The sequence below is a fragment of the Rickettsia endosymbiont of Thecocarcelia acutangulata genome, from assembly GCF_964263195.1.
Lineage (GTDB): Bacteria > Pseudomonadota > Alphaproteobacteria > Rickettsiales > Rickettsiaceae > Rickettsia > Rickettsia felis.
Window position 1 is genome coordinate 596323 of record NZ_OZ181652.1, and the last position, 12638, is coordinate 608960.

A 12638-nucleotide genomic window follows, 5' to 3' on the forward strand; every position below is an offset into this window, starting at 1 on the left:
CAAATTCTATATATTTCCGTTTTCAAAAATTCAGAATCCATATTCCATGGTTTTTTTTAAGATTTGAATTTAATTTAAATAAGGATATATTTTTGTGAAAGAGTCATTAGTTGAAAAATTAAAAAAAGATACAGTAAAACCACTAGAGACGATAGATTATTTGAGCATACTTATCGAAATTAAAAAGTTTATTGAAGCTAGTAATATTGATAATATAGCGTTAAGGCAAGGCTTGTTGTCCTTAGAGCAGGTTTCAAAAGAAGCAAAAAATAGTAATGAAGCTATTATAAAAGGTAAGGACATATTAGAGTTACTTGCTCAAAATTTACCGGTAACTATAAAAGCGATCCATTAAAAGCAGAAATATTTCACGTAATACTAAATGATTGTAGTGATTATTATAGAAATAATGAAGATGTTAATAATACATATCAATGGCTTAAAGAAGTTGGAGTAAGATTTAGTGTAGTTAGAACTGCAAGTTTAAATGAAGAAACATTAACCTCAGAAAACTTTAACTTTAATAAAAAGTCAGCTGAGTTAGAGCCTGTAGTAATAGAACTTGAACAAATATTAGAAACATTAGGTATTGCTAAAGATAATTTTGACGCTAATGATTTATAAGTAATCTTGTTGGTTTCTTATCTCATAACTTCCCTTGCTTCATAAGATAAGTTATGGTAGGCTAGTTTATCTTAATTAGTAACTCAAGTTTATTTTAGCGTTGCCGATATGGCTCGAAAATTAGAACAAAACCGTCATTGCGAGCGACTGAAAGGAGCGTGGCAATCTCATAAAATAACACTCCTGAGATTGCTTCGTCAATTACTTCGTAATTTTCCTCGCAATGACGTTAAAATCCTACTATGTTCCTTTCTCTTCTTTTCAAATCCGGCTATTGCCGATCCTGAAATAGCTGAATCCTTTAAATGTTCAAAACTTTTTCCTTACTTTGAAAAAAAATTTAATATCCCATCTAATACATTACATTCAATAGCTTTAAAAGAATCAGGGAAAAAACATACGACCCGTAAAATTAGAGTAGTATGGCCTTGGACGGTAAATGTTGAAGGAAAAGGCTATTATTTTAACACGAAAAGAGAAGCCGTAAGTTTTGTTAGAATGGAGCTTATAAAAGGGCGAGAGAGTATTGATGTCGGATGTATGCAGATTAACTTAAGACATCATTTAGGGGCTTTTAATTCCCTTGAACAGGCATTCGATCCAAATAATAATGTTCGTTACGGGGCAGAGTTTTTACGCTCAAAATATGATCAGCTAGGGAGCTGGCACAAAGCTATAGCACATTACCACTCAGCCACTCATTCTTTAGGGTTTAAATATAAGCAAGATGTAGTTAAAATAGCAAGTAATATGGCTCTTTATAAAGCATCCTTACATAGTTATCTAAATAATAATGAAGGGGCTTTAGAAGATAGAATTCCAGTAAATAATAACAAAATTCAAAAAAAATCACTTTTTAGTAGCAATAAAAGATACAGAAGTAGTATTATGGTACCGATTCCTGCTAAAATTAATTAAATTTTATGAGTATACTCGTTGAACTTAAAAAATTGGCTACGTCATCCTACAATTACTGCGGTACTCACGTATTAAGTATACGCTGCGTTCCTCGTCTTGTGGATTCCTTGCTCTTTTTCAAGTTGAACTTCGTATACCAGCTTTTCATTTACTTTTTAATATTAGTAAGTGCGGTAAAAGTAAATGCCGATTTTAACAATATTCAAGATAATTTTGAATATCAGGAAGAGCAGCTAACAATAGAATTACCTTGGAGCGACTGTACCGAAATTCATAAATTATTAGAGGAAAAATTATCTTTTTTAGAACAACAAATAAAAAAAGAAAATAAAATTCATGAGAAATATAAGCAATTTTATTTAAAACATAATAATCCTACTAATTTTTCTATGCAATTTCTTGAGAAAAAATCTGAGACTAATGGAGTAGAAACTTTAATATCAGGTTTTTTAAAATTTTGTGAAGATAATTTCCAAACTAGTAAAAGTAAATCTAATTCTCTAAATTATTATATTAAAAAACAACAAGATCAATGGTTTAATGATATAAGAAACGAGAATTACAAAATATATTATAGAAAAAAATACGAAGATAATATCTTTAGAAATAATTAATTTATTTCAGCACTTGATTCATATATTATTTAATTTATATTAACTATAATAATATACAGGGTTATTTATGTTAAAGAAATTTATATTAGTATTGTTGTGTATAAGTAGTTATAAATCTCTAGGAGAATCTAATAAGACCGAGAACAATATTTCAGGGATAGAAAGAAAAAAAGTTTCTAGTAATGATAAACAGCTAAAACCTGTCTACTTAGAGCATTTGGATCTAACTTCGGATTTAAATCCTTTAGAAAAAAGCCTGTTGAGTTTAGAACCTTTATCTCCTAATAATAAAAATACGAAACCTATAGTTGTAGGTATTCAAGAGAATTTTGAAGGGCTAGATAGAGTTAAAGGGGATGATATTCGCACTGCAAGACAGAGAGAACTTATTCAAAATAGTTGGTTAAGAGGAGATCTTATTTCTCGATTCCCGACTAACACTTTAGGTCAAAAGATAGAAGATAAATGGAAGGGATTATATATTCAACAGATTAAAGCTAAAAAATCACCGAAATAATGCAGTAGAGGGAATAAGTAACAGCTTATTTATCAAGCATGCAGCTAATGATATAATAAGTCGATTAGGGATGATTGATAAGGATTTTTCGGATATTCTAGAAATATCGGCTAAATGCGGTTACCTTACAAAATTGTTAAAAACTACCTACCGAAATGCCAACATTACTGCAACGGATATGTCACCTTTATTGCTTGATTCATTTAAGCATGATCGTAAATTATTAATTAGACATCTTTCCAAACCAGCTTATAGAGAGGAATTTAAAGGATACACGGAACGCAGCACCGCAGCGTACACGCTAGTACGTGAGGATGCGAGTACCGGATCGACGTCTAAATTACCTCTAGAAGCGAAGTTTGGAAAGATGTCTATTGATGATGAAGATTTAGAATTTCCAAAAGACTCTTTTGATTTAATTATTTATTCATTAGGGTTACACTGGATAAATGATGTGCAGAGTTTTCTATCTAATATAAGAACATTTTTAAAGCCTGACGGTATTTTTATTGGTAATTTTGTCGGCGGAAATAGTTTAAAGAATTTACGTAAATCTTTAATAGATGCCGAAACAGCAAGTGGTTTTAAACACTCTCCTCATATTTCTCCCTTTATTCATTTTGACCATGTCCCAATGCTATTATCACAAGCAGGATTTGCCGAAGTAATTGTTGATTATGAAAATATAGAGCTAAAATTTGATAATCCTTTAGCTTTAATGAGGGAAGTAAAAAATATCGGTGAGTCAAATTCACTAAATGCTAGTCACAATTACGCTATTTCTAAAAAGATGTTCTCTTTACTACAAAATTATACAAACGGCTTTGAAGATAATATTAATTTAATTAGTTTTATTGCTTCACCAAATAAGAATAGTATAAGATTAAAGTTGTTATAAAGGCGATAGTGGTGTATTTTAGCAGTATTAAGTCATTGCGAGCGACTAAAAGGAGCGTGGCAATCTCAGGAATCTTGCCTGAGATTGCTTCGTCAATTATTACATAATTTCCTCGCAATGACGATCCAACAATTTATTAAGGTCAAACAAATATGCAAGAATTTGATTTAGTGGTAATAGGTAGCGGGCCGGCCGGTTATACAGGTAGTATTAGAGCTGCTCAGCTTGGTATGAAAGTAGCGTGTGTTGAGAAAAACGATACTCTCGGCGGCACTTGTTTAAATATAGGGTGCATACCGTCGAAAGCTTTACTTAATTCTTCTAAAAAATATGAAGAAGCTTTAAAGCATTTTGAGAGTATAGGTATTACTGCAGATGTAAAATTAGACTTACAAAAAATGCTAGCTAATAAAGATAAAGTAGTTTCTGACCTTACAAAAGGTATAGAAAGCCTATTTGCCAAAAATAAGATTACTAGGATAAAGGGTGAAGCTAAAATTATCTCTAGCAATATCGTTGAGGTAAATAAAGAGCAAATTAAAGCTAAAAATATCCTAATTACTACAGGTTCCAGCGTCATAGAAATACCGAATATCAAAATAGATGAAGAGTTTATTGTTTCATCTACCGGAGCTTTAAAGCTTTCTAAAGTACCTGAGAACTTAATAGTAGTCGGGGGAGGGTATATAGGCTTAGAACTCGGTTCGGTTTGGCGTCGTTTAGGTGCTAAAGTAACGGTTATTGAGTATGCACCGAGCATTGTGCCGATGCTTGATAAAGAAATTGCTACGCAGTTTATGAAGTTACAACAAAAGCAGGGTATAGAGTTTAAACTAAATACTAAAGTGCTGTCTGCTGAAGTAAAGTCAGGAAAAGTAAATATGACAATAGAGGAGGGCGGTAAGAGTTCGGTAGTAACTAGCGATGTGGTATTAATGGCAGTAGGTAGAAAAGCCTATACCCAAAATCTAGGGCTTGAGTCTGTCGGTATTATTACAGATAAGCAAGGTAGAATTGAGATTAATGACCGGTTCCAAACATCTAGTCCAAACATTTATGCAGTAGGTGATGTGGTAAAAGGAGCTATGCTTGCTCATAAAGCCGAAGAAGAGGCTGTAGTTGCCGTGGAAATTATGGCAGGACAGACAGGACATGTTAACTATAATCTAATTCCAAGCGTAATATATACTTATCCCGAAGTAGCAAGCGTCGGTGAAACGGAAGAGCAGCTAAAAGAAAAAGGTATCAGTTATAAAGTGGGTAAGTTTCCGTTTTTAGCAAATAGTAGAGCAAGAGCAATCGGTAGTACGGAAGGGATGGTTAAAATTCTTGCCGATAGTAAAACCGATAGGGTTTTAGGAGCTCATATTATAGGAGCTGATGCAGGTACGCTTATTGCCGAGCTTACCGCTTATATGGAATTCGGAGCAGCTTCAGAAGATATAGCAAGAACCTGCCACGCCCACCCGACTTTAAGCGAGGCTATAAAAGAAGCAGCTCTTAGTGTGGATAAAAGAACGATTAATATGTGATATACTCCTACGTCACTGTAAGCAACTAAAAGTACTGTTGCATAGCTGCTATGTCATTCCCGCGAAAGCGGGAATCCAGCATAAAGCGAGATAAATCGAGCTTTTAATTTCAAAAATTTGTTGTATTTATACCTTTTTTCTGGATTCCCGCATATGCGGGAATGACATAAGAGCCGTGCAACAACGCTCCGCCTACGACGGAATGACATAGAAGAGTACCGGAATGACAGTAACAATTACCAAGCAAGAGCTACGGCTTTATTTCAAAGAATTTTTAATAAAAAACCAAGAAAAAATTACCTCCGACTTAGTCAAAAAATCCTTAATAACTAAAATTAGTCGGTTATTAAAGGAGTTAAAAGTACAAACAATTGGTCACTATTACCCTCTAAAATACGAAATTAACTTACTTGAAATAACAAACTTACATCCTGAAATAAGATTCTTCCTACCGAAAGTTATAAAAAATGAGATAAAATATTGTCCTTATCATTATAACGATCAGTTGGCTTTAGGTGCTTTTAAAACCTATGAACCTATAAATAATGATTGTGTTATTCCTGAATTAGTTATTATCCCAGGACTTGCGTTTAGTAAGGACGGTTATAGACTTGGATACGGCAAAGGACATTTTGATCGATATCTTAATAATAACCGAAATATATTGGCTGTCGGAGTTTGTTTAAAAGAGCAATTAATAGATAATTTTCCGGTTGAATCTCATGATCGTAAGCTTAAATTTGTGATTTCGGTATAATAACCTTAATTTTTTTTAATTGTATAAAATATTATATTTGTATATTATTATTACTAAAATCAACTTAGGATAAAATGGTTGATATAATAAAAAAAAATTGTTGTATTGCTCGGTGTACCTTTTGCTTTTTTTGCACAAGCAGTTGGAGATTGGCTAGAAACAGGACAAGTATCCGGCGATACTCAGACTGGAGATATTTGCTTTCAATTAGCATTGATAGGAGTAGGTATACTTATCATCGATCAGGCATTTAGTAACTTGCCTGATGATGTATACAATGAATATGTCAAAATAGTATTGAGATACTATTTACCTCATGTGTTGAGAGTTTAATCAAAAAAGATTGCCGCACTATTGCTGCACTTAAAACGATACTTACTTACAATAATTGAGATTTAATCTTACATTTAGTAAAATAAGATAAATATTAAATGGAGGATTAGAGATGAATCTAAATCAAAAAATAATAAAGCCAAAAATAGGATTACTAGAATTAGCTAAGAGTCTTGGTAGTATATCGTCCGCCTGTAAAGCAATGGGATACAGCAGGGACAGTTATTATAGGTTCAAAGAGCTATATGAAACTGGTGGAGAAGAGGCGTTATATGAGATTAGCAGGAAGAAGCCAATTATAGCAAATAGAGTTGAACCAGCAGTAGAGAGAGCAGTATTAGATATGGCAATAGAATACCCAGCTTATGGTCAGATGAGAGTATCAAATAAGCTTAAAAAGACTGGTATTCTTGTATCACCTGGAGGAGTTAGATCGATTTGGCTACGTAATGATTTAAATAATATCAATAAAAGACTTAAAGCATTAGAAGCAAAGATGGCTCAAGATGGTATTGTTCTTACCGAAGCTCAGTTACAAGTATTAGAGAAACGGCGTAGCGAAAAAGAAGCCCATGGTGAGATTGATACACAGCATCCAGGTTATCTAGGATGCCAAGATACATATTATGTAGGTAATTTTAAAGGTATAGGCAAGGTATATTCTCAGGTATTTATTGATAGCTATACTAGGGTCGCAGATGCTAAATTATATACTGATAAAACAGCTCTTACCGCTGCTGACATGCTTAATGATAGAGTACTGCCGTGGTATGAGAGTCAGCAAATACCAGTGCTTCGTATTCTAACTGATAGAGGTGGTGAATATAAAGGAAATATAGAACATCATGCTTTTGAATTGTTCTTAAGCATTGAGGGCATTGAACATAACACTACTAAAGCATATTCTCCTCAAACAAATGGTATGTGTGAACGTTTTAATAAAACTATGAAGCAAGAATTATTTGATATGGCTATGCGTAAAAAGATTTATACTGATCTTGATGATCTACAACTTGACCTTGATATTTGGTTAGAACATTATAATAATGAAAGACCTCATTCTGGGAAATATTGTTATGGTAAAAATCCTATGCAGACCTTCAAGGATAGTAAGAAGTTAGCTGTTGAAAAGAATAATGAAATCTTATATCTTGAATACTCATCTGACAGTCATAACTTATCAGACATTCAGATATAATTTTTATAGTGCCTGTAAGATTAAATCTTGACCTCTACAGCATATATAGGCTACAAATTATTTGATTTGTAGCTTTTTTCTTATAAGTTATTACACAAACTTATTATTTCATCTTTATATTTTTGTTTGTGTAAATATTTGCTTTTTAAATTTAGATTTTTAAAATCCTTGTGATTCAATGGCGGGTATTTACTAAGCTTTATTAAATCTTCATCTAAAATAAAATGCTTACGAGGAATATTTATAGTTTGTGCGTTCTCTTCACGATAAGCTGCAAGTGCTTGAATTTTACAGTTAAAACTTTCATCATCACTTCTATATTTTATTTTTTTCCACGCATTTTTCGGCTCAACCTTATAATTTCTAACGTCTAATAAAGAACTAAGAGTAGTTTGGTATTTATTAGTTAAATTATTTCTAATAATTATATTATTTAGCTCTTTATATATCTTATACAAATACTCCACATCTAACATTGCATAATTTAACATATCACTAGTAATAGGGCGTCTTAGCCAGTTAGATTTTTGGTGGGTTTTATCGATAGTAATGCCTATTAGCTTATAGCAAAGGTCATCATAGCTTAGCTGTTTACCGAATCCGCAAATATTTGCTGCAATTTGTATATCAAAAACATTAGAAGGTAGGGTTTTAAATAAATTATAGAAAATCTCTAAATCTTCACGAGGAGCATGAAATATTTTAGTAATATTATTATCTGCAAGTAACTTATTAAAAATATTCAGATCTAAATTGCTTAATGCATCAATTATTCCGCAATATTCTTCTGCTTTAACTTGAATTATACTAAGCTGAGCATAATAGGTATAGCGACGCTCAAATTCCGTATCTATGCTTAAGCATGTCTTATTTGCTAACCTATTACAAAATTCTTCTAATGTTTTTTGATTATCAATAATTTGCATAGAAGCTATTTATAAAGCTCCGATAATTTTTAAGAAAAGATTAGTATGAGATAACGACAAGACAACTTCAAGACCGATTAAAATAATAATAATCCACTCAAGTTTGGTAGAATGTTTATAATTAAGGTCATTTGAAAGAATGTCTAAAAGCTCGTGAATCATATTAAGACGATGATTCATTATATTTTGCCGTATTTCTATGTCTTGAAATTCTGCTGTCATCAGATATAAAGGCTCATAGCTCGGACGACGCCAAAAGAATTCCGGAGTATCGAATATATCGCTATGCAAACTGATTGAATAACGCTCGTTAAATAATATACCTATTTGCTGTAATATCTCCTTTTTTGAAAGCGATACGCTGCCGGTTCTAGCTAGTTCCTGCTGAATAGGAGTGGTCTGAACAATCAAGTTACTAACGGATTGCTCAAGAACGCTAAGTTTAACCGATTGTGCAAGAGCATGGGAAATAGAAAGTTTAACAAAGACTGATTTATCTGCTAAGATTATTTTATTTTTTTCTTCATCAATAAATGTTTTCTCAACTTCTGTATTATATTCAAAATAAATATAATCAGATACCAGCTCTTTAAGCTTATTAACTGTTACTAAATCAGTATCGTTTAAAACTATTTTTTCTTGAATTTCATTGCCGCCCCAAATAGTTACACAGCCAAACGGAAAGAAAAATATCTCTATAAAATCAGAATCTTTATTTATCTCTTTCCGAATATATAAAACATCGTCAAAATGCTGAGGCTCAAGACCAATCTTTTTTAAATTAGTAACTAGATCACTCATCTTATATTCGGAAGAAGTACAGTAAGATGAACATCTCATGATTATTAAGTTTAATTTATATAAATTTAGAGTATAGTAGTTAGGCACCTATAAAGTCAATAATATTATAATTATGTATGAAATATTAAGTAATAGAGAGATTATCAAAATAATAGGTTTAGATTCGGTAAAGTTCCTACAAAATCTTGTTACCAATGATATTTGTAAGAGCAGCTACTGTTATACCTATTTGCTTAATAATCAAGGAAGATATTTATTTGATTTTTTCGTATATGTTCATAAGCTTGAGGAAATTTACCTTGATATTGATAAAAGCAATAAAGCTGCTTTGATAGAGCATTTAAACTTTTATAAATTTCGCTCAAAAATACAAATAATAGATTGTAGTGACGAATATAAAATTGTCTATTCACATCAAAAATTAGATATAGACACGCTAGTTACGTCTCGTGATCCGAGATATTCTATGCTTGGTTTTCGCTCAATCGTGTCATCTTTTTTGTCATTGCGAGAAGACGCCATGGGCGTCGACGAAGCAATCTCGGACAAAATTCCTGAGATTGCCACGCTCCCTATGGTCACTCGCAATGACGGTTTGGAGAACTACGCAACAACATCTCTCTGCGAAAGCGGGAATCTAATATATCTAGAAGATAAATATAATTTCGCAATAATAGACGGTGTGGAAGATTTAATCACAGATAAATCCATTCCAAATATGTACGGTGCTGAGGAGTTAAATGCAATTAGTTTTGATAAAGGCTGTTATGTTGGGCAGGAAGTTATTTCAAGAGCTAAATATCAAGGGGTTATAAGAAGAAAGATATATAAAATTACAGCAGATGAAGATTTATCCTCATTAGTTAAAGATGAAGAAATACTCGCAGATAACGATAAAATCGGCTTAATATGCTCAAGTTACCGTAATAAAGCAATCGCCTTAATTAAAGAAGAAAAATATCTTGCCTGTAAAAAATCTGATATCACAGTTAAAGGAATTAAAATAAACTTATCTCTCGCACCTTGGTATTAAATAATTAGTTAATTTTTTAATAATTACTTGACATTCATTAAGTTCTCATGTATTATATCTATTATAACTAGATGTAAACCATATTTCATGGTATTTTTTATAAAAAATTAATATAAATTGGATACTTTTATGACTACACCTTTTCAGTTGTTAACTTCAGGAAATATACAAAACATACAATATATACCGCAGTTTTTAAATGGAACTAATGTTAATGAGCTTAACAACAGCCTTAATATTTTTGAAGCTCTTTGTAATTTAATACCTCAACAGCAAGATAAGAATGTTAAAAATATTTTAGAAAATACTGCAATACAAACATTAGGCAAAATGATTGCCATCCCTGAAACTAATTGGGGTAAGAAAGATGGAGCCGGTAATACTATACTTGAATGGGGTATTTGGAGCGGTTCTTCTGAAATTATGAATGTGTTTCATAAAAATCCATATACAACAACGAAGTTTATAGCAATTGAAAAAGCACAAATGCAAAATTTTACACGTGTTTTAAAATCAAACCATCTTGCCTCTACGTTCCAAAACGAGCAAATCGAAAAATTTAAACAAATAGGTCTTGATATTAATATTCCTGATACACGTACACCTTTTGAATTACTTAATACCGGACGTATACAAGATATAATGTCTGTACCAACGGCTTTAAATAAAGATAATGTAAATAATGTTAACAACAATCTTAATATTTTTGAAACTCTTTGTAATTTAATACCTCAACAACAAGATCAGAACGTTAAAAATGCTTTAGAAAATACTGCTGTACAGATATTAAGCAAAATGATTTCTATTTCTGAAACTAATTGGATAAGAAAGATGCAAACGGTAATACTATATTTGAATGGGGTGTTTGGAGTAATAGCTCTAAGGTAATGGATGTATTTCATAATAATTCTCAAATAATGGATAAATTTGTTGCAGCTGAAAAAGCACAAATTCATAATTTTTTCCGTGTTGCTATGGAGCCGCATATTTCTGATGATTTCCGTAAAGACCAAACCGAAAAATTAAAGTCGTTAGGTTTAGATATTAACGATCTTGGTCAAGATACTTTATATTCTGCAATAAATATTTATGTAAATACATATTTAAATAAATATCAGCTTATTACTAATAATCCGAGTAATCAAAATATAAGTTTATTTCAAACTCAAATGGATTGTAGAAGTCAAGATTTAATCTTACAGACACTATAAAAATTATATCTGAATGTTTGATAAGTTATGACTGTCAGATGAGTATTCAAGATATAAGATTTCATTATTCTTTTCAACAGCTAACTTCTTACTATCCTTGAAGGTCTGCATAGGATTTTTACCATAACAATATTTCCCAGAATGAGGTCTTTCATTATTATAATGTTCTAACCAAATATCAAGGTCAAGTTGTAGATCATCAAGATCAGTATAAATCTTTTTACGCATAGCCATATCAAATAATTCTTGCTTCATAGTTTTATTAAAACGTTCACACATACCATTTGTTTGAGGAGAATATGCTTTAGTAGTGTTATGTTCAATGCCCTCAATGCTTAAGAACAATTCAAAAGCATGATGTTCTATATTTCCTTTATATTCACCACCTCTATCAGTTAGAATACGAAGCACTGGTATTTGCTGACTCTCATACCACGGCAGTACTCTATCATTAAGCATGTCAGCAGCGGTAAGAGCTGTTTTATCAGTATATAATTTAGCATCTGCGACCCTAGTATAGCTATCAATAAATACCTGAGAATATACCTTGCCTATACCTTTAAAATTACCTACATAATATGTATCTTGGCATCCTAGATAACCTGGATGCTGTGTATCAATCTCACCATGGGCTTCTTTTTCGCTACGCCGTTTCTCTAATACTTGTAACTGAGCTTCGGTAAGAACAATACCATCTTGAGCCATCTTTGCTTCTAATGCTTTAAGTCTTTTATTGATATTATTTAAATCATTTACGTAGCCAAATCGATCTAACTCCTCCAGGTGATACAAGAATACCAGTCTTTTTAAGCTTATTTGATACTCTCATCTGACCATAAGCTGGGTATTCTATTGCCATATCTAATACTGCTCTCTCTACTGCTGGTTCAACTCTATTTGCTATAATTGGCTTCTTCCTGCTAATCTCATATAACGCCTCTTCTCCACCAGTTTCATATAGCTCTTTGAACCTATAATAACTGTCACTGCTGTATCCCATTGCTTTACAGGCGGACGATATACTACCAAGACTCTTAGCTAATTCTAGTAATCCTATTTTTGGCTTTATTATTTTTTGATTTAGATTCATCTCTAATCCTCCATTTAATATTTATCTTATTTTACTAAATGTAAGATTAAATCTCAATTATTGCATTTAATCTTTATGAATAAGAGTCGCCTCGTCATAGCCTTGCTCGCATGGTTCGTTTTTAACGTCATTGCAAGGAAAGGCGAAGCCTTGACGTGGCAATCTCGTCAAACCTCCTGATATTGC

General features: G+C 32.0%; 14 protein-coding genes and 1 pseudogene. 12 read left to right on the top strand and 3 right to left on the bottom strand.

Translation table 11 applies throughout. The features are described from left to right. Nucleotides 1-94: 94 nt before the first annotated feature. From ACE38Q_RS03190 to ACE38Q_RS03230, 9 genes are all read left to right on the top strand, one after another. Nucleotides 95-355 (top strand): hypothetical protein, encoded by a 261-nt coding sequence (locus tag ACE38Q_RS03190; RefSeq protein WP_500190074.1) that lies wholly within the window; start codon nucleotides 95-97, stop codon nucleotides 353-355. A 377-nt stretch (nucleotides 356-732) separates the two neighbouring features. Next, nucleotides 733-1542: a lytic transglycosylase domain-containing protein gene (locus ACE38Q_RS03195; protein WP_500190075.1), complete on the top strand. Its 810-nt coding sequence runs from the start codon at nucleotides 733-735 to the stop codon at nucleotides 1540-1542. Nucleotides 1543-1664: 122 nt separating this feature from the next. After that, nucleotides 1665-2156: a DUF2532 domain-containing protein gene (locus tag ACE38Q_RS03200; protein WP_500190076.1), complete on the top strand. Its 492-nt coding sequence runs from the start codon at nucleotides 1665-1667 to the stop codon at nucleotides 2154-2156. A gap of 67 nt (nucleotides 2157-2223) precedes the next feature. Next, complete coding sequence (locus ACE38Q_RS03205) at nucleotides 2224-2673, top strand: hypothetical protein (RefSeq protein ID WP_500190077.1); 450 nt, start codon at nucleotides 2224-2226, stop codon at nucleotides 2671-2673. A 31-nt stretch (nucleotides 2674-2704) separates the two neighbouring features. Beyond that, nucleotides 2705-3571 carry a palindromic element RPE1 domain-containing protein gene (locus tag ACE38Q_RS03210; RefSeq protein WP_500191236.1) on the top strand — a complete coding sequence of 289 codons (867 nt, stop codon included), beginning with the start codon at nucleotides 2705-2707 and terminating at the stop codon, nucleotides 3569-3571. A gap of 152 nt (nucleotides 3572-3723) precedes the next feature. Further along, nucleotides 3724-5103: a dihydrolipoyl dehydrogenase gene (gene lpdA / locus ACE38Q_RS03215; protein WP_500190078.1), complete on the top strand. Its 1380-nt coding sequence runs from the start codon at nucleotides 3724-3726 to the stop codon at nucleotides 5101-5103. A gap of 235 nt (nucleotides 5104-5338) precedes the next feature. Continuing rightward, nucleotides 5339-5860, top strand: coding sequence for a 5-formyltetrahydrofolate cyclo-ligase (locus ACE38Q_RS03220; RefSeq protein ID WP_500191239.1), 522 nt, complete (start codon nucleotides 5339-5341; stop codon nucleotides 5858-5860). A 105-nt stretch (nucleotides 5861-5965) separates the two neighbouring features. Continuing rightward, nucleotides 5966-6193, top strand: a complete 228-nt coding sequence (locus ACE38Q_RS03225) for a hypothetical protein (protein ID WP_500190079.1) — start codon at nucleotides 5966-5968, stop codon at nucleotides 6191-6193. Between the two features lie 112 nt (nucleotides 6194-6305). Then, complete coding sequence (locus tag ACE38Q_RS03230; RefSeq protein WP_500190024.1) at nucleotides 6306-7391, top strand: IS481 family transposase; 1086 nt, start codon at nucleotides 6306-6308, stop codon at nucleotides 7389-7391. 80 nt (nucleotides 7392-7471) lie between these two features. Here ACE38Q_RS03230 and ACE38Q_RS03235 read toward each other — a convergent pair whose 3' ends face one another. Then, entirely contained in the window at nucleotides 7472-8317 is an 846-nt protein-coding gene (locus tag ACE38Q_RS03235) for a ribonuclease D (RefSeq protein WP_500190080.1), read from the bottom strand. A 9-nt stretch (nucleotides 8318-8326) separates the two neighbouring features. Beyond that, complete coding sequence (locus ACE38Q_RS03240) at nucleotides 8327-9118, bottom strand: RMD1 family protein (protein ID WP_500191241.1); 792 nt, start codon at nucleotides 9116-9118, stop codon at nucleotides 8327-8329. Between the two features lie 112 nt (nucleotides 9119-9230). On the opposite strand from ACE38Q_RS03240, the gene ygfZ reads away from it, so the two are divergent. The 3 genes from ygfZ (at nucleotide 9231) to ACE38Q_RS03255 (ending at nucleotide 11362) form a co-directional block, all read left to right on the top strand. Beyond that, complete coding sequence (ygfZ, locus tag ACE38Q_RS03245) at nucleotides 9231-10151, top strand: CAF17-like 4Fe-4S cluster assembly/insertion protein YgfZ (RefSeq protein WP_500190081.1); 921 nt, start codon at nucleotides 9231-9233, stop codon at nucleotides 10149-10151. A 129-nt stretch (nucleotides 10152-10280) separates the two neighbouring features. Further along, nucleotides 10281-11039: a hypothetical protein gene (locus ACE38Q_RS03250; RefSeq protein ID WP_500190082.1), complete on the top strand. Its 759-nt coding sequence runs from the start codon at nucleotides 10281-10283 to the stop codon at nucleotides 11037-11039. Then, complete coding sequence (locus ACE38Q_RS03255; RefSeq protein WP_500190083.1) at nucleotides 11039-11362, top strand: hypothetical protein; 324 nt, start codon at nucleotides 11039-11041, stop codon at nucleotides 11360-11362. Before ACE38Q_RS03250 ends, ACE38Q_RS03255 begins: the two co-directional genes overlap by 1 nt. A 3-nt stretch (nucleotides 11363-11365) precedes the next feature. On the opposite strand, the pseudogene ACE38Q_RS03260 reads toward ACE38Q_RS03255, so the two are convergent. After that, nucleotides 11366-12452: pseudogene (locus tag ACE38Q_RS03260) on the bottom strand (IS481 family transposase). Between the last annotated feature and the right edge of the window lie 186 nt (nucleotides 12453-12638).